At 51.0% G+C, this 18379-nt stretch carries 11 protein-coding genes; 4 read left to right on the top strand and 7 right to left on the bottom strand.

Annotation, left to right across the window (positions count from 1 at the left end):
• Nucleotides 1–12: 12 nt before the first annotated feature.
• The 4 genes from IC230_RS28125 to IC230_RS28110 all read right to left on the bottom strand — a co-directional run bounded on the left by IC230_RS28125 (nt 13) and on the right by IC230_RS28110 (nt 6530).
• A complete protein-coding gene (locus tag IC230_RS28125) occupies nt 13–1002 on the bottom strand; it encodes a DUF4466 family protein (protein WP_191042398.1) in 990 nt (329 codons plus the stop codon).
• Nucleotides 1003–1023: 21 nt separating this feature from the next.
• Nucleotides 1024–1419, bottom strand: coding sequence for a hypothetical protein (locus IC230_RS28120; RefSeq protein WP_191042397.1), 396 nt, complete (start codon nt 1417–1419; stop codon nt 1024–1026).
• Between the two features lie 119 nt (nt 1420–1538).
• The gene (locus IC230_RS28115) at nt 1539–3284 is read right to left on the bottom strand and encodes a RagB/SusD family nutrient uptake outer membrane protein (protein ID WP_191042396.1); all 1746 of its coding nucleotides are present in this window, start codon (nt 3282–3284) and stop codon (nt 1539–1541) included.
• 96 nt (nt 3285–3380) lie between these two features.
• Nucleotides 3381–6530, bottom strand: a complete 3150-nt coding sequence (locus tag IC230_RS28110) for a SusC/RagA family TonB-linked outer membrane protein (protein ID WP_191042395.1) — start codon at nt 6528–6530, stop codon at nt 3381–3383.
• Between the two features lie 325 nt (nt 6531–6855).
• Between IC230_RS28110 and IC230_RS28105 the strand changes: the two genes are divergently transcribed.
• The 3 genes from IC230_RS28105 (at nt 6856) to IC230_RS28095 (ending at nt 9878) form a co-directional block, all read left to right on the top strand.
• On the top strand, nt 6856–8028 hold the full coding sequence (locus IC230_RS28105) for an alginate lyase family protein (protein ID WP_191042394.1): 1173 nt from the start codon (nt 6856–6858) through the stop codon (nt 8026–8028).
• Between the two features lie 85 nt (nt 8029–8113).
• Complete coding sequence (locus IC230_RS28100) at nt 8114–9322, top strand: glycoside hydrolase family 88 protein (protein ID WP_191042393.1); 1209 nt, start codon at nt 8114–8116, stop codon at nt 9320–9322.
• 49 nt (nt 9323–9371) lie between these two features.
• Nucleotides 9372–9878, top strand: a complete 507-nt coding sequence (locus IC230_RS28095) for a hypothetical protein (RefSeq protein ID WP_191042392.1) — start codon at nt 9372–9374, stop codon at nt 9876–9878.
• Nucleotides 9879–9891: 13 nt separating this feature from the next.
• Here the strand turns inward: IC230_RS28095 and IC230_RS28090 are convergent, their stop codons facing one another.
• The 3 genes from IC230_RS28090 to IC230_RS28080 form a co-directional block, all read right to left on the bottom strand.
• Nucleotides 9892–11874, bottom strand: a complete 1983-nt coding sequence (locus tag IC230_RS28090) for a trypsin-like serine protease (RefSeq protein WP_191042391.1) — start codon at nt 11872–11874, stop codon at nt 9892–9894.
• A gap of 201 nt (nt 11875–12075) precedes the next feature.
• A complete protein-coding gene (locus IC230_RS28085; protein ID WP_191042390.1) occupies nt 12076–16251 on the bottom strand; it encodes a hybrid sensor histidine kinase/response regulator transcription factor in 4176 nt (1391 codons plus the stop codon).
• Nucleotides 16252–16465: 214 nt separating this feature from the next.
• Complete coding sequence (locus IC230_RS28080; protein ID WP_191042389.1) at nt 16466–17341, bottom strand: DUF6528 family protein; 876 nt, start codon at nt 17339–17341, stop codon at nt 16466–16468.
• Between the two features lie 241 nt (nt 17342–17582).
• Here IC230_RS28080 and IC230_RS28075 point away from each other — a divergent pair, with 241 nt between their 5' ends.
• Entirely contained in the window at nt 17583–18359 is a 777-nt protein-coding gene (locus tag IC230_RS28075) for a hypothetical protein (RefSeq protein ID WP_191042388.1), read from the top strand.
• Nucleotides 18360–18379: the final 20 nt, after the last annotated feature.

Here is an 18379-nt window from a genome sequence, read left to right as displayed (position 1 = left end):
GAACCTTGACTGTTAATTCAGCTTTAGTCGCTTGATGCTGACGGTCATTGACTTCGTTGTGTTATTGACCGAATTGACATAGATATAAGCTGCGTAGGCACCATCGGCGGTTTTGACGAACGCGCCCTGATCGGCCGTCAACCCATAGGCATAATCAGCCGTATTGGGAAAGGTCGCTTGTTGCAGGTCAATATCGTCGATATACACATCGAAGCCAGTCGTACCGCGCAGTTGAGCGTCCTTCACGTCGACGCGCTTGTCGATCGCCGTGCGGGGTTTTGCCAGACCGGTTGGTAGCGTTACGTCCTTCAAATAATCGGGATTGGAAGGTGCCACCAACGCGTGACCGAACGCATACGCACCCAGCGTGGCCCGGTAAATGTAGACAAAGTCGATCTTGTTCGCCAAGTTGTTTTGCTCGACTTCCGCTTTGGTATACACGGCCATGTCGGCAATCGATACGTAGGCTTTGGCCCCGTCGACAAGAGCGAGTGACCGTTTCATGTCCATACTACTAACCCGGTAAGCAGGCGACTGAAAGCTGACTTCCTTACCCGTTGAGGACGTACCGCTGAACCGGAAGGACACATCCTTGCCTTTGGCTTCGTCGGTTGGGTAATAAAAGTACCGTAACGTAATGGCTTTATTCGTGGCTTGGTCGATGATGTTAGCAGTCGAAACGGCTCCGTTCGTTACCGTATCGGCGGCTGTCTGTACGGGTTGATCAACGCCTGTATTACGGTTAGTGTACCAGGAAAAACGGCTGAATCCGGTTCCGGTTGTTCCTGGAATCGACGCTTCGGCGCGTACGTTTCTCAGGTCGCCTTCCGTGGTGCCGATGGCGTAGGCAAACTCAATTCGATCGCCCACGACGGCGGGGCCGGTCGTTTTCTTGAGCAAATCGTTTTTTAACGTATCCGGTGCGGGGTCCTTCGTCTGGCAACCCAGCGTCAGGAAAAGAATTCCCAGAACCGGCAGCACAGAATGTGTTATCGTTTTCATAATCAGCGATAGGGTTATGGGTTATTTCTGAACCGTTACAGTGACTGTGTACGTTTTACGAACCTGGCGATTGCCCGATACAACGGTGTATTTCTGAGGCTGCGAATAGTCGGTCCAGATGCCCATGGTCGGCTCAACGATGGCATCCGTGACGACGCTGCAATAAGGCTTCACGCGCTGCATATACGTACCATATCTTGCGACAGCAGTAACCGTCAGGTTCGTTGTGTCGATGACCGTCTGGCCACTTACCAATACGGTGCGATGGTCAGATCCCAGCAGGTCGAAAAACGTCATGAAACACTGCGACCGGCCTGTTATCAGCAAACCAGACTCATCGACGGGGTCTTTACTACAGGAAAGCAGACCGATGATGGCCAGGAATCCAAAGAATTTATGAAGAATCGTTGTTTTCATGTTTTTGTATTTTTTAGTGATGTCAGCGGGGCCGCCCGAGCGGTTCAAAACCTCGTGTATTGGTGGTAAATTAGGTTTTAAGAAACCTCGCCGGTCGGGTTCAAAACCCGACCGCACAATTAAAGCCAGGGGTCGTTCTGAATAATTTTGGCGTTTACTTCAATCTCACTGGTCGGAATCTGGAAGATGTAGTACCGCTGGTAGTTCCGATCGGGTGCGTTAACAAACTCATCGCGGATACGGGTTCCCTGCGAGTCGTAGAGGACCTGACCACCTGGCGCGGGCCAGATCTCTTCCGCTTTGCGCCAGCGCCGAATGTCGAAGAAACGCTGCCCTTCGGCTACCAGCTCCACGATACGTTCCTGTTCGATGGCCTTGAAAAAATCAGCCTTGGTCGAAAATTTGGATTGAACCAGAGCAGGCAGATTTCCCCGACGCCGGATACGGTTGAGTAAGGTGAAGAGTTCGGGTGTAGGTCCTCCGTTTACCTCGTTGACTGCTTCAGCATACATCAGCCACACGTCGGGTAGGCGCATCAGGTAAATGTCCTGCGGGCCGTCGCTACGGCCAATGCCGCCCGTTTGCCGTACCCATTTTCGGAAAATGTAGCCAGCCGGAGCACCGTCGTAGTTAATGTATGTAACCCCATCGCGGCTGCCGAACCGGAACGGAATGCTGTCCTGAACAGTTAACCCGTCCGTCGAGAGACGTAGCATCTTCTGTTCATCCCAAAGCATGGTTGCCCGCATCCGGTAATCACGCCCAACGTATGATCGGGGATTTGTCGCGCTATTGAGCAACGTAGTGGTTCTGGAGAGAACAAGCGGTGTGGCAAAATCACCCGTGCTGACCAATTGGTACCGATTAGCCAGACGGTACGTTGGTGCTACCCAACACTGGGCGTTTCCGGTATTACGGGTGCCAAAATCGCGCATTAGTTCCTCGCCCTGGCTGAGCAGAGGTCCGCCAAACTGCACTGAAAAGATAATTTCGGGATCGTATTCGTTGAAATACTGAAACAGATGCCAGTAGTTGGGATTATCGGCCGGACCGGGTTCGCCCCCGCGGAAGAGCGGGATGTTTTTGTCGATGATCTTCTTGAAATCAGCGGCTGCGGCTGTATAATGTTTCTGAGCGTCGGCTCCATTTCCCGCCGTTTTCATCCAGCAGGCCCAGAACAGATTCACTTTTCCACTAAAGGCCCAGGCGGCCAGTTTAGACGCCCGACCCAGATTATCGCCCGTGTACGTTTCGGGTAATACGTTTGCCGCATAGGCCAAATCAGCAATGATCGAATCTTTCACCACCGCGCGGGGCGTCCGGGTCAGTGAATAGGCTTCAGCATTTCCATTCAGCCTGGTGGTGAAATAAGGCACGTCGCCCCATAAATCGATCAGCCGGAAATAGTTGATGGCACGCAGAAACCGGACTTCACCAACGAGCCGATCCATCAAAGCCAGATCCGTGGGCGATTTGAGATTGGCCCGTAACGTACCGATGTTCCCTAGTACGTAATTTGCCCGGTTGATAGCCCGGTAACAATCACCCCACAAAAAGCCAAAGTTGCCGCCTGTGGTCGCGTTTGTTGCTGATCCAATGGCGCCGGGACTGAATGAGCCCTGATTGTTGCTGGTGCCGCGTGTGTGGACAAACTCACCAGCCCCATCGAAATAATAATCCCGGTCGAAGGTGGTGCGGTTGGCGTCATACACGCCGTTGACAGCAAAAACAGCGTCGTCGGTCGTTTTCCAGAATAAATCCGACGAAAGTTGGGTGGTCGGAACCTGATCGAGCAGGTCTTCCGTACAGGCAACCGTAAACAGCGCCACACCCAGCAGAAGGTATAAATAAGACAGTCGTTTCATGAGTAAAAAGCTGAGCAATCAGGTACCACAGGCTTCAGCCCGTTTTCCTATCGAATTCCAAAACGGGCTGAAGCCCGTGGTACCTGATCGGTTTGATTAGAAGCTTAGGTTAAGGCCGAACGAATACGATTTCAGTAGTGGGAACGGGTCATCCTGGTTGTCAGCTCCATCCACGCTGGTGCTTTTCTCAGGATCGACGCCCCGGTACCGAGTGAACGTGAGCAGGTTTTCAGCCGTGCAGTAAAGCCGTAACTTACTTACCCCGATGCGACTCGTGTATTTGCTGGGGATGTTATAACCCGCCTGAATGTTTTTCAACCGCAGGTAGCTAAAGTCATCCAGCCAGAAAGTTGATTCCGCCTGGTTGTTGCCACCTGATCCGGTGAGGAGCCGGGGTAAGGAAGCGCTTCGGTTGTCTAGGCTCCACGTATCGTTCCAATGGTAATCCTGGAAAGCGTTCCGTGTCGAGGGTACGTTCACCTGATTGAACGGTTCCAGCCAGAAATCTTTGCGCCCACTAGCGCCCTGCCACAGAATGCTTAAGTCGAAGCCGCGCCAGTTGCCGAATAAATTCAGACCGTACGTAGCCAGTGGCTGATCGCGGTTAAACTGCGGTTGGGCTAGCCGGTCCTCGTCGTTCACCTGCCCGTCGCCGTTTAGGTCTTTGTACAGAATATCGCCCGGCGAAAAATATTGGCCCTGGAACGGCGCATTGGCAATATCTTCCCAGCTCTGCGCAATTCCCGTCGATACGCGGCTGTAGGCGAAATGGTAGGGGAGGTTCAGGTAGGTATAGCCCTTGCCCAGAAATTCATTCCATTCCAGCAGCTTGTTTCGGTTGAAGGCCATGTTCAACGTAGCGCCTACGTTTGCATCCCGCACTTTCGCCCGGTACGTCAGGTTCATTTCCATACCCCGGTTCTGGAGCTTGCCGATGTTGACCCGTGGCGCGTTGTAACCCGACAAAAACGACGACAGCGACGACGGACGAATCATACCCGTGGTCAGTTTCTGATAAAAATCAATTTCGCTCGTTAGTCGACCGCCGAAGAACGCCAGGTCAAGCCCCAGGTTCGTTACGTTGGTTTCTTCCCAGGAGAAATCTTCGTTGATGATCTTCGCCGAGCTGAAGCCTTTCACAATCTTGCCGTTGAGAATGTAGTTGGTCAGGTTGAAAATGTCGCGCTGTTCGTAGCGACCCACGCCCGAGTTATTCCCCAATTTCCCAATCGACGCCCGGACCTTACCCGACGACACCACTGACGAGAAACGTTTGAAAAAGGGTTCCTCCGAGAAACGCCAGCCAGCCGAAGCCGACGGGAAGAAGCCATACTGAAACCCCGGCAGAAACTTGCTGGAACCGTCGTAGCGGGCGTTGGCCTCGAACAGATATTTGTCGTTGATTACGTAGTTGATCCGGCCAATTCCCGACCGAAGTCCCTCGGCGTCAGAGTTACCACCAGCGGCCTGGGTCGTCGTTAGAGCCGCGTCGATTTCGCTCAGCAGTGGGTTGATCCGGTCCTGACGACTGGCCGACAGGTTGCGGTTAAACCAGTATTCTTCCGTATAGGCCGCCAATAAACTTAGCTGATGATTGCCGAATAAAGTCTTGTTATACGTAGCACGGCCCTGAAGCAGGGTTTTAAAGCCTTGGTTCGTGCTGTTGCTGATACCCGCGCTGGGAGCTACCAGGTTACGGGATAACAGACCCGTCTGAAAATTCCACTCGTCGGTTGGGTCAGAGTAGGATTTGGTGAATTGATTGTAATAACGTAGTCCGTAGTCGCCACGGAGTGTCAATCCTGGCAGCAGGGTCCATTCGCCGTAGAGGTTGGCGTTAATTTCCTGACGATCCCGAAAGTTGTGGTTGACCTGAAACAGCGAGAGCATGTTTCGCGCAAAGGCATCTTCGCCGTAGGCCATGATGCCACCATACTGATTTGTGGCATCGTTATACGGCAGAATACCGGCAATCGCGTAACGAATGTCGTAGCCCGCGGTGCCGCTATACGTAATGAGCCCTTCCGAGTTGGCAAATTTCTGTTTCGACCATTGACCGTCCATCCGAATGCCGACTTTGATGTTGTCGCGAACTTTGTAATCCAGATTGAACCGGGTGTTGTAGCGTTTGTAATCGTGCTCGATCAACACACCTAGTTCGTCGTAGATACCGGCCGACAAATAGAAGTTCATTTTATCGGTACCACCCGCTGCCGACAGGTTGTGCGTCTGTATCCGGCCATTGTCGCGCAAAATTGTCTTCCACCAGTCCGTATTCGGGTATTTGATGGGATCGACCAGGCCTTTAGAAAGCCATTCTTCCACCGTTCCGTAGCGATACGTAGTGGACGACGCGCCGGCTCCTGAGGCCCGCAAGTGCATGGTCAGCGAACGCGGATAGTCGGCGAAATAGGTGTAGAAATTGGTTGGCTGCGAGAGCCCGTACGTGCCGGTATAACTGATCTGCGCTTTCTTGTTCTGTGAGCCATTCTTGGTTGTGATCAATACCACCCCGTTCGACGCCCGCGATCCATACACCGATGCCGACGCGGCATCTTTCAGCACTGAAATGCTCGCTACGTCGTTCATGTCGATCCGGTTGATATCGACGTCCGGCATACCGTCCACCACAATGAGCGGCCCGGAATTATTGACTGTACCCAGTCCGCGAATGATCAGCGCGGCTCCGCTACGTCCTGCCTGCCCAGTCGATTGCTGCACCGACAAGCCTGGTACCAGTCCCGATAATCCCGACGATACGTTAGCGAGTGTGCGACTCGAAATTTTGTCGTCGATGGTAATGGCTGCTACGGCGCCCGTGAGGTTTTCCTTTTTCTGCGTACCGTACCCGACAACGACTACCTCATTCAGCGTCTTGATATCGGGGGCCATCGTTACGTCAATGGTCGTTTCGCTGGTAATGGCGACTTCTTTTCCCAGGTACCCAATCGCCGATACAGCCAGCGTGCCGCCACCCGTCGGAACATTGATCGTGAATTTGCCGTCGGCATCGGAGGTGGTTCCGCTTCTGGCGTCGTTTTTCAGCACAACCGTTGCGCCCGGCAGACCGGTGCCTTTTTCGTCAAGGACCCGTCCCGTGAATTTGTATGTTTGGCGGGCAGTGGACGAATTTTGTCCGCTACCTGACGGTACGGTTTGACCGGCCGCATTCCTACTGATCAGCAGGAATACCAGACAGCCGTAGAGAACTAACAGAAAAATTTTAGAAGATAAAGGTTTACACATAGCCTTAAACGGGTGTATAAAATTTGCTCGATGGAGCAATATTAATTGCCATGTGAATAAAAAATAATGGAATAATCTAAATTGAACGCTCTGTCCACCCTTTTGAACGGTTTTTAACCCACTGAACGATTTGTCCTCCTTTTTGAGCAATTGACGTAACATCTAGATAGCTGTCCAGTGCTAAACTTGCAGTGTAAAAACTAGATGAACGGAACGAGTGAGAAAAGACAGGTTTACCGTAACCCTGGCGGAGATCGGATCGCTGATGCTGCTGATCTCGTTACTCGTTTATATCCTGTCCATTGTGCTTTAACTTTCCTGATCCATGTATAGTCAATTCCTGACGTATTGCCTAATGATCTGCCAACTGTCGGTGGGAATTGTCTATGGTCAATCGGTTGAGCGAACGGTTCTTGTGGCTACGTTGAAACCGCATAGTCTGGCCGAAGCACGTTGGGCGATGCAGCAGGAACCCGTTACCGTAACGGCGCAAACCTCCGTCCGAAGCGCGGGTGGGAAACACGATTTCTTTTCGGAGGGCGATTATTGGTGGCCGGATTCGACAAACCGACAAGGCCCGTATATTCAGCGCGATGGGATGACGAACCCCGATAACTTCGTGGCCCACCGGCAGGCGATGATTCGATTCAGTCGGATTGTAGGCGCGCTGGCTTCCGCGTACGTATTAACGCACGATGAGCGCTACGTTCGGCAGGCGTTTCGGCATCTGAACGCCTGGTTCGTTGATTCCGCTACGCGAATGAACCCGTCGCTGCTGTATGCGCAGGCGATCAAAGGGCGATTTACCGGTCGGGGTATTGGCATTATCGATACGATTCACCTGATGGAAGTGGCGCAGGGGCTGCGGGCGATAGAACAGGCAAAGAGTGTCAACAAACAATCAGTAGCCGCCATCCGACGCTGGTTTGCGGACTACCTAACCTGGCTGACGACGCATCCGTACGGGAAAGATGAGATGAACGCCAAAAACAACCACGGTACGTGCTGGGTGATGCAGGTTGCTTCGTTTGCCCGACTCACGAACAACGATTCACTCCTGACCTTCTGCCGAAATCGCTACAGGAACGTATTGCTACCCGAGCAGATGGCGGCTGATGGGAGCTTTCCGCAGGAGTTGCGCCGAACCAAACCGTATGGGTACTCACTGTTTAACCTCGACGCCATGACGACGATCTGTCAGATTTTATCGACACCCACCGATAACCTCTGGACGTATCAGACACCCGATGGACGTAGCATTCGCCAGGGCATTACGTATCTGCACCCTTTTGTCGTCAACAAAGCGAGTTGGCCATTAAAACCCGACGTCATGTACTGGAATGACTGGCCCGTTGCGCAGCCGTTTCTGGTTTTTGGCGCTGTGGCTTACAAGCAAAATGAGTGGCTCGATACCTGGAAGAAACTCGACCATGACCCGCAGGTGGAGGAAGTGCTACGTAATCTGCCTATTCGGAATCCATTGATCTGGCTAAATTAAAGTAGCCTGGACGGCCACGTCCGGGTGAATAGACAGCAAATAAAAAAACCGGACGTGGCCGTCCAGGCTACTCATATCAAACCCTATGCAAACGCCTAAACTCCTCCTAACTTCTTTAGGTCTGGTTGGCTTACTGACAAGCCTTATACCCGATTCGCTCATCAAAACGGCGTTCAAACAAGCCGAGCAACAGACCCGATTGCTGCTAACCGACGTAGCGGCTGTTAGTCAGACTAGTAGTAAACCAACGTTGGTATCGCCCCGATCGCTTGACGAGAAGGGAGCTTTGCAATTGGTAGCGGCCCGCGACTGGACCAGTGGATTTTTCCCCGGCGAACTATGGTATCTCTACGAATACACGGGTCAGAAAGAGTGGGCCGATCAGGCACGGCTGTACACGGCCAAACTGGAAAGCGAAAAAATGAACGCCGGTACGCACGATATGGGCTTTAAGCTGTATTGCAGCTACGGCAATGGGTACCGCCTGACGGGTGATAAAGCGTATCGCGATGTGATTGTGCAGGGTGCGAAGACCCTGATCAAACGGTTCAAACCAACGGCTGGGATTATTCGGTCATGGGATCATCACAAGGAAGTCTGGCAATCGCCGGTGATCATCGACAACATGATGAATCTGGAACTGTTGTTTGCCGCTACCCGCCTGACCGGCGACTCGACGTTTTACAGGATCGCCGTTACACACGCCCGAACGACCATGAAAAATCATTACCGGCCTGATCATAGCTCCTATCACGTTATCGATTATGATACGTTGACGGGGAAGGTGCTGAAGAAGAACACCCATCAGGGCTACAGCCACGAGTCGGCCTGGGCGAGGGGGCAGGCATGGGGACTGTATGGCTACACCCTTTGCTACCGCGAAACCCGAGATCCGCAATTTCTGAAACAGGCGGAAGCCATTGCCCGCTACATGCTCAGTCATCCGCACATGCCCAGTGACCTGATTCCGTATTATGACTTCGATGCGCCGGGCATCCCCAACGAACCGCGCGACGTATCGGCCGCTACGGTGATGGCTTCCGGACTTTATGAATTGAGTACCTACAGTAAAAATGGCGCTCAGTATCGTACCAAAGCCGATCAGGTAATGACGAATCTGGCCAAACAATACGTATCGCCAGTCGGGCAGAATCACGGGTTTATTTTGCTGCACAGTACCGGCTCAAAGCCGCAGAACAGCGAAGTCGACGTCCCGATTATTTACGCGGATTATTATTTTCTGGAAGCACTCCTCCGGTCTAAAAAACTGAATGAGAAAAAGTCTTTATATTGATACTTGTACTACGTATTGTCAGTCATAGGTTCGTATACAGTGCACATAGATGGAGAATCAACCTTTGTTTACGGAGAAACAATATTTTCGTCAGCTTCTGGTCATCGGGCTGCTGGTGTTTATCAATCTATTCTTCATCTACGGGTTTGTCCAGCAAATCATATTGGGACATCCATTCGGCACTAAATCTGCGCCGGATGCTGTTTTGATCATCTTTCTGATTGGTAGTTTTTTACTCACCTACTTTATGTGGACGGCCCATCTAGCCACTACCATTAGCGTGCGGGGTATTGCTTATCAGTTCCATCCATTTCAACGTAAGCCAACATGTATTCCCTGGCGCGAGATTAAAGCATGTTACGTTCGAAAATACAGTCCGTTAAAAGAATATGGCGGTTGGGGATATCGAAACTACCCCAAAAACAGTGCTTTTAATGTCTCTGGAAACACAGGTATTCAAATCGTACTCCATACGAAAGAGTATGTATTGCTTGGCACCAACAAAGGCGATCAGGCCCAGCGAGTGATTGACTCAATGCATAACCTTGCTGAGTAAGGAAAGCGCATGTTTATTGCTGGAAATACTCGATCTTGTCCGCGTCGACGTTGTTGTTTAGTTTGCCATCACCACCACCAATTACCGTGGCGCTACAGTTGACTACCCCTGTTGTGCTGGCGGCATTGAGTATTCCGTCCAAACCCAGGCTTAGTTTATCTCCTCCCGTAACGGGTTGCGTGGTCGTTAGCGTGTAATAGTTTGCATCGGAACTAAAGGTCCAGCTACTGTTCTGCACACTACGTCCTCCCAGGGTTGTCAGGCTGCCATCGAAGGTAAGAGTGGCTTTGGTATCTTTTGTCACTTTAACGGTGATGAGGCCATTCGTTGCTACGGAGTTAAGCTCGACAACATCCACTACCAGACTAACTGTAGATGAGCCGTATACCGGAGAAGGACGAGCGTAGACGATGGGGATGATGTCGGAGGTTTTGACCGCATCAAACACCTGACTGAACTGAATGGGATAGCTCTGTCCGGCATTAACGGAAAAGACGATGGTCAGTGAATTCACCGAACTGAGAACGGCCAGATTGGCTACGTTGCCCGTTCCCGAGGTGGGTGTTACCGCGCTGGCTGCCCCGGCAATGCTCCAGGACGTAACGGAAGCCGTGCCCGTATTCATGGAAAACGAACCCGCGTTCGTTACCGTAGTCGGCCCACTCAAGGCTGATTTAACTCCGCTGGTTGTCAAATTGCCCAGGTTGGTTGGGTCCAGCCAGTTACTCAACCGAGAGGAAGCCGTGCCTCCGCCGGTCCAGGACGTAAAGAAGCGACCATAATAATCGGAACGGCTAGTACCCGTTGCCGCACACGTAGAAGGGCCTCCATACAATTGACCAATGACCCGTCCATTGCCATCGAACAGGGGAGAGCCCGACGATCCCGGTTCAGTTACGCCCTGATTATTCCAATAGGCCAGCAAGGTATTAGCCCCGCCATACGTAGCAAATTCAGTATTCGCATTCGTGAACGATATTTTCTTGACGTCGCCTTCCGGATGATGAATGCCGAAGGCGTTACTGGCATTGGCATTCGTCCGATTCCAGCCCAGATAGGTTACGCTAGCAGTTGCTGGAATTTGCTGTTTAAGTTCACGCAACGATACGTCCGAGCCTGCATAATTGGCCCGGAAGTCGGAGCCGTTCATGGTGACGGTTTGCGCCGGGGCACTGGTGGGCGTACAGTTGGGGCTTTGATACTTAAACCGAATGAGCGAATTGTCGGCAACTCCACAGTGATTGGCCGATAGCAAAAACGAGCGAAAACTTTGTCGACTGTCGTTGAGGATAGACCCCGTGCAGTAAGCAGAGCCTCCACTCGTTAGAATGATAATCACCCCATCCCCTTCAAACTGACGAGCGGGAAAACAGGCCATATTCACCTCGCAACTGCCTGATTCATTGATTTTCTCCTGAGAAGGAAACACGTTTTTATAGCCATGCACTACGTTTCGAATATGCACCTGGCTGGCAATAGGAGAATTGATCGGTTCACGCAGTTCCAGAATCAGACGGTCGCCCTGAAGCAGATCAGACCAGAATTCACCGGTTCGTATATTCTGCTGATCGGTAATGGGGCCAATCTGCATGGTGACGGCTGGATCATACAGATAAAGCTGAGCGCCGGAGACCAGTGTCAACTGATCCAGGATCAGGTTTAGAGAATAGGCACCCGCTGAGTATAACTGGTAGCGGTAAATCCGTTCGGTGGGGGTGTCGGTTCGACTGGCTACCGTGAGCAAATCAATATCAACGGCAATATTGGCCCCAAATCGGAAGGGGGACTGATCTTTCGTTCGTTGCGCATCCTCAAGCAGATAAGTCGTGAGATCAACGGGTGGCAGCGTTAGCGTTGGGATCGGCTCTGTAGGCAGCGACTTAGTGCCAGGGGCAAACCGTTGGGTGATCACCTGCGCCTGAGCTACTGGAAACGCACTGACTAGCAGAATGCTGACTAAAAGTAGATTGTTTACAAGACGAGTAATGGATTTCATCAAGAGTGATAAAGCGATAGAGGTTATCAAGTTAAAAAAGCAACAGACGTAAACATACTATATAGACGGTGTTAAACGAATTAATTTTTAGGCAAGCTACTTCTGAACAATAGATTAGCTATTCATTTCGAAATGGAACAAACCAATACGCCCGATGAGGGGGGATTTATCGTCTGAAGACCACCAATACGAAGAGGTGAGTTAGGCCACCTCCAACGGTTCCGATAACTGATTGCTGTATTCGGTGGGCGTTCGGCCAAACTCCGCGCGGAAGGCTCGGCTGAAATATTTGGGATCATTGAAGCCAACGGCAAACGCTACTTCGGCTACGCTTGTTTTCTTTTGTTTCAGCAACATTTCTGCTTTTTTGAGTCGGGTTGTCCGCAACAGATCAATAACCGACAAACCTGTCAGCATTTTCACTTTTCGGAACAGCACCGGGCGACTCATACCCATCTCACCAACTAGACTCGCTACGTTAAAATCGGCGTCGGCCAGATGACGATCCAATGTAGTCATAAGCTGGTTGAGGAATTTGGTGTCCGGATGATCCAGTTCCTGAGCCTGGGGCTGCACCGTAACGATGCGATGGTATTTTGCTTTTAACTGCTCCCGTACCATTAACAGATTCCGAACGCGCGCCAGCAGGAGTAGTGGATGGAACGGTTTGGCTAGGTAGTCATCAGCACCAGTCTGGAGACCCGTTAACTGGTTGTCCATGCTGTCTTTGGCCGTGAGCATAATCACGGGAATGTGATTGGTTCTCGGGTCCGATTTAAGCCGGTGAGTCAGCGCTAAGCCATCCATGACGGGCATGGCTACGTCGGTGATGATCAGGTCAGGTAACAGGTGCGAAGCTTTTTCCCAGGCAGCGGCCCCATCCATAGCCTCAATAACCTGATAATCCGTCGAAAACAAATCCCGGATATAGATACGAATGTCGTGCTGGTCTTCGACGATCATAAGCAGTGGCTTGCTGGAATCAATGCCATTTTCTATTTCGGGTAACCCTGGTGTCAGCTCCACAAACGAGACTGGTAAGGACAAGCTCGACAGAGAGACTGGACTGTCTGCTACGTAATCGGCAGGTAGCTGATCACGTGACTCAGGGACGGTTAAGGGAAGCGTAATGGTAAAGCGCGTGAAACCCGGGTGCTGTGCGTCGAACTGCCGACTCTCAACGCCAATCTGCCCGTTATGCTGATCAACAATACTTTTGCTGAGGGCTAGGCCAAGACCGAAGCCGGAGTTATGATCCCTGGGCTGATTGACCTGATAAAACCGGTTGAAAATGTGTTCCAGCTCGCCCGCTGGAATCCCACTTCCCGAATCCTCAACAACCATGACGGCCTGATTACCGGCATCGGCATCCTGACGCAGACGTACGGAAATTGTTCCGCCCGCCGGGGTGAATTTAAACGCATTCAGGAGCAGGTTATAGAAAACTTTTTCCATTTCGCCCGCGTCGACCCAAGTAAGCAACGTAGCAACTTCGGACTTGTTGGTTAAAGTTACCCCGCACGACCGGGCGTGTTCCTGAAATGAATCGGTAATGGTACGTAGCAAGATGACCAGGTCCGTTTCCTGCAATTTTGGTGGGTGATTGCCCGTTTCATGCTTTCTGAAATCCAGTAGCTGGTTTAGCAGTCGCAGCAGTCGGTCGGTGCTGTTTCGCATCAGCGATAACTGCTTTTGCAGGAAAGGATCGTCACTGTAACGATCCGTCAGGACTTCGATGGGCCCGGTCACGAGCGTCAACGGGGTCCGGATCTCATGTGCAATCTCCGTAAAGAAATTCAGTTTAGTTTGGTGAAGCTCCTGCTGCCGGGCCTTTTCAGTATGTTCAACCAGCAGATCGTGCGTCAGTTGAAGCCGCTTCCGATTTAGTCTTGACCAGAGTTTCAGCAGGTACAAAAACGTTAGTGCGTAGAACAAATAAGCCCAGGCGGTTTTCCAGAAAGGGGGCAATACGTCGATAGTTAACTCCAGCGGCTGTGGATTCCAGACATCGTCGTTGTTAGCGCCTTTCACCTGAAGGACATAACTGCCCGGTTCGAGATTCATGTACATGGCCCTGGGCTCGCTTACGTAGTTCCAGTCTTTATCGAAACCGATTAGCCTATAAGCGTAGCGGTTTTTGGCCGAATTGATATAATTGAAGGCTGCAAAATCCAGCGAAAACACGTTCTGGCGGTGCGTAAACGTAAGCCCATGCTTATAATCGAGACCTGTTTCCTGATCGCCGGGACGAAGACTCGTAACGGGTTCATTAAACAGACGTAGTTGGGTAAATGCTAACGTGGGGATTTTGGTATTCCGGCGAATACTGTCCGGATGAAACTGAACAATGCCATTGTAGCCTCCAAAATACAGGTATCCACGAGCATCCTGGTAGGTTGAATTCGTTGTAAACTCCTTGCAAACTAACCCGTCGTTCTTATTGTAACCAATGAACGTCGACCGTTCGGGTATGAACTGCGCCAGACCTTTGTCGGTGCTGATCCACAAAGCGCCCTGCTTGTCTTCCTGCATACCAACCAGGCTGTTGCTGGGCAAGCCTTCTTTCGTGGTGAAGTGCGTAAACGAGCGTTGGTCGGGCATCAGCAGGTTTAGTCCCTGGTCACGTGTGCCGATCCAGAGTCGATGCTGGCGGTCTTCGAGTAGACAGGTGATGTGATTGCTGCTGATGGAAGACGAATGATCGTCGTCATGCATAAACCGAACGAATGCATTGGACGACGACAGTTTTCGATTCAGGCCTCCTGTTGTGCCTACCCACAACGCATCGTTTGAGTCGACGAGGAGGCAGAGCGCATTGTTTGCACTGAGCGACCTATTGTTGTCTGGCTGATGCGAGTACTGAATAAACGAACGGGTTATCGGATCGAATCGGCAAAGCCCACCCCGGTTTGTAAGAATCCAGAGGGCGCCCTGCTTATCCCGTTTAAGGTCGTAGATGCGGTCGTTCGGTAGCGAATGCGGATTGTTGGGCTCGTGCAGAAAACGAGCCATCGTCTGCTTCCGTAGATCTAAATAATTAAGCCCTTTGATGGTCCCGATCCACAAACCGTTCGCGCCATCGGTTAGCAGGCATTTTACTTTATCGTTGGCGAGTGACTGCGGATTTTTCGGGTCATGCGTATACTGCCGGGCAATGGTTTTGTCACGGTTAACCAAAAACAGCCCCCGATCTTCTGTTCCCAGCCACAGCTGATTCGTGTTATAAGCCGGTATCATCGCACTGGCTATTTTGAAGGGCATGCCTCCCCGGCGATCCAGTGGCCGGAACGATCCAAACTGCCGGGCAAGCGGGCTGTACATATCGACGCCACCGTAGTACGTGCCAATCCAGAATGAGCCATCCTGGTCACGAAAAAGGGAACGTACTGAATTGTCACTCAACGAATTTGGGTCAGCAGGCTGATTCGTCAGCGTTCTGACCCGACTGCCGTCCTGCGCAATAATGTACAGGCCAGCCATGGTGCCGACCCAGAAATTTCCTTTCGTATCCGGCAGGATTGTCCGAACGGTCTGTGTGCTCAAATCCAGATGGGGTGCTACGTTCCAGGAAACAACCCGACCTGCTTGTTTATCGAACAGGGCAATGCCGTTACGTTCGGTTCCGAGCCAGAGCCGTCCCGTTTTATCTTCAGCGATGGCGTTAATGCCGTTGGACGCATTATGGTTGACCGAATCCGCAGCTTCCAGGAAATAATTGGTCAATTGAAACCGTCCCGATGCTGTTGGACTGAGTTTCGTTAAACCGCCGGACGTACCGACCCACAGATTGTGATCCCGGTCTTCATACATGGCCCGGATGTACAGATTGCTTACGTTACGTTGCTTTATCGTCAGATTTGCTAAGCTTTCATACCGATATGGTTTTTTGGTTTTCAATCGATAGAGGCCACGCAACGTACCGACCCATAGGTTTTGCTGCCTGTCTTCAAACAGATTGGTAATTGTAGAATCGGGTAAGCCAGTGAAATCGTTTTTCGTAAAGGGGATACGTTCAAAATCGTCTTGTTGAGGTCGATAGCGAGCCAGCCCTTTGCTTGTGCCAACCCATAATCGATCCTGTTTATCGACCAGCAGGCTGTTGATCGTATTGGAGGCAAAGCTATTTTTCTGGCCATTCTGACGCTGGTAAACGACCATACGATGCGAGTCGTAGCGGTTTAACCCGTCCTGCGTGCCAAACCACATGAACCCCTTACTATCCTGCGCTATTGCGTAAACACTGCTTTGGGATAACCCTTCTTCGACTGTCAGGTGACTAAAGGTTTGAACGTCCGATTGGCCCAATGCCGCCTGAGATAGAAGAAAGCCGTAGACCGCTAGCAGCCATGAAAGAGAAATAAGTTTAGCGGGATTCATGTTCGCATGCCAAAGTGTTCGTCGCTATGCCCACGAAAGCACTGGATTGTTAAAATGCCATTAAAGTCCTATTTTACTCTATAAATTCTATCTGTTCTGAAATAAAACGCTCTGCTAACCTCAGGATGACACAACCACGTTTTTTCGTTGAATTTGAACGGTCAACGATTAGGACTAGCTATGGAATCAGGTCGTTGATAATTCTACGCAAACATCAGGGCTGGAACCAGCGGGCTTTATATACCTCAAGATCTGGAAAACTCAGGGCGTGGCCAGGATTCTGAAACCGAACATGATACGTCCACCAGCTCTTTTCCGGAACGGTATAAACGAACTGCCCGGACCGATCACGTCCGACGCTTTTGGTATGAGGAGCATCTGTAAAGCCGGGAATTTTAATAAAGGTGTGTTTGGTCAGATCAAACTGCCAGGCCCCATTCGTTTCCGTCAGGAAGAGATAGTTGCCGTCCAGCGTCGGTTGCAGATCGTGACCTCCCTCACCAGGAATCTTCCATTCCTGCACCAGTTTTAGCGATTTCTGACCCGTCATCATCAGTTTGTACTCCCGCAGGACGGTCAATCCCAAGGCAAACAGACTTTTGCGCTTATCATCCCAAACCAGACCGTGAGCTGAATACAGACTATCACTGAAGATCGGTTTACCCGATTGCCGACGATCAAAGAGCATAATTCGGTTGCCCGTTGGTGCCGTCGAAGCAGCCGCAGCAATCAGTTCACCCGGCAGGAGTTCGATGGAATGGGCATTGGGGACACTGGCGTGAAAAAGTATTTTTTTGTCGCTCCGGTTGATCAGGGCGATGGCACCACCGGAGGAAGAAACCAGCAATTGCTCACCCTGCCGAATCGGTTTACAATCGTCCATTGTGTTAAACTTCTTCGTACGATACTCATCGGGCAAATCCATCGCTTCGTGTGCATCCCAGCTCCAGACTACAGCCGGAACGCTATCTTTCCCGTTCTGATAATCCACCAGCAGCACTTTACTCTGGCCACAAACGAGCACTAGTTTCTCCGTTCCCGGTTGAGCCATTCCCATAAGCGGACCTGACAACAGCCCGAGAAGTACCATGATTTTTTTTATAAAAGAGGCACGTATCTTCATGGTGAAAGGTAAGTACGTATTCCGTTTTGTCGGTAAACTTGCAGGTTGAAATCTCGTTACGTCTTTTGTATAACCCATTAAAGGTGGTTGTGCTAATCGGCTACTGTTATCCACTGTACGCAGGCAGATCAGGCGAAAAGTTCAGGCAAACCGAATCGCAAGGATAGCACTTAACGCCTTAATCCTCCACTTACTCCAATTTACCCGTATGAAAGTTTTTAGTTTATTTTTCGGTTTACTGCTGACTACGTATGCGTTTGCACAAGGGCAACAGACTCCTGCAACCGGTAGTCCGTATTTTTCACTTCAGGCGGGCAGTCCAGGCTCGGCTTATAAACGAATCGAGCTTTCATCCGATATTGATTCGTCCTGGTCCCGCTGGAAAGAACGGGGATACAGTTTTGGCTTCAATCCGACCTTAACGCCCATGTATAGCAGTATAAATGGGATTCTAAGCACCCCCTACATGATTCAGGTTCGGGGAAACGCCAACGAAAGAAATAAAAAACGATGGGGGTATCATGTCTTTGAAGGCTACGCAACCGACGATAAATCCCGCATAACCATGCTTGTCAATAAACACGTCGAACTCGAAAAGCCAGTCGCCGAATTGTATTACTACGGAACGACGTATAATCATTCTGATCAGGCTTATAACTGGTTTAAAATTGGGTCGGATGTGCGTCAGCATTCCTTTCTGTTCGGCCGCGATAAGGCTATTTTTTACGGTTCCTTACGATTGACAAACGCCCTTACGCTGGGATCAATTGGTCGTGAGGACGTTCGGGAGACGAAGCCCGAGGGTGATGATGAGCGTAATTATGAACAGGATGCGCGCCATGTCAATTATAATGAGCTAAAGAACAGTCCGGACGGCACGATCTTCTACGATAAAGACAACAAAATTGTTGTGGTCAAGGTCAATGGAACATGGATGAAAGTAGCTATTGAACCGCTCCCGGCTGGGGTAAACTATAAATTCTAAAGGCACGTAGTGATCAACGG

The organism is Spirosoma validum, from assembly GCF_014699035.1.
In the GTDB taxonomy this organism is placed as follows: Bacteria; Bacteroidota; Bacteroidia; order Cytophagales; family Spirosomataceae; genus Spirosoma; species Spirosoma validum.
The sequence above is the reverse complement of the archived record's forward strand: the minus strand, read 5'-3'. Positions and strand labels throughout refer to the sequence as shown.

What these genes read in the sequence shown, in the direction of transcription:
- IC230_RS28110 (WP_191042395.1), bottom strand. Translation starts at nt 6,530, where the DNA reads ATGTGTAAACCTTTATCTTCTAAAATTTTTCTGTTAGTTCTCTACGGC.
- IC230_RS28095 (WP_191042392.1), top strand. Translation starts at nt 9,372, where the DNA reads ATGGAGAATCAACCTTTGTTTACGGAGAAACAATATTTTCGTCAGCTT.
- IC230_RS28075 (WP_191042388.1), top strand. Translation starts at nt 17,583, where the DNA reads ATGAAAGTTTTTAGTTTATTTTTCGGTTTACTGCTGACTACGTATGCG.
- IC230_RS28080 (WP_191042389.1), bottom strand. Translation starts at nt 17,341, where the DNA reads ATGGTACTTCTCGGGCTGTTGTCAGGTCCGCTTATGGGAATGGCTCAA.
- IC230_RS28115 (WP_191042396.1), bottom strand. Translation starts at nt 3,284, where the DNA reads ATGAAACGACTGTCTTATTTATACCTTCTGCTGGGTGTGGCGCTGTTT.
- IC230_RS28105 (WP_191042394.1), top strand. Translation starts at nt 6,856, where the DNA reads ATGTATAGTCAATTCCTGACGTATTGCCTAATGATCTGCCAACTGTCG.
- IC230_RS28090 (WP_191042391.1), bottom strand. Translation starts at nt 11,874, where the DNA reads ATGAAATCCATTACTCGTCTTGTAAACAATCTACTTTTAGTCAGCATT.
- IC230_RS28100 (WP_191042393.1), top strand. Translation starts at nt 8,114, where the DNA reads ATGCAAACGCCTAAACTCCTCCTAACTTCTTTAGGTCTGGTTGGCTTA.
- IC230_RS28120 (WP_191042397.1), bottom strand. Translation starts at nt 1,419, where the DNA reads ATGAAAACAACGATTCTTCATAAATTCTTTGGATTCCTGGCCATCATC.
- IC230_RS28125 (WP_191042398.1), bottom strand. Translation starts at nt 1,002, where the DNA reads ATGAAAACGATAACACATTCTGTGCTGCCGGTTCTGGGAATTCTTTTC.
- IC230_RS28085 (WP_191042390.1), bottom strand. Translation starts at nt 16,251, where the DNA reads ATGAATCCCGCTAAACTTATTTCTCTTTCATGGCTGCTAGCGGTCTAC.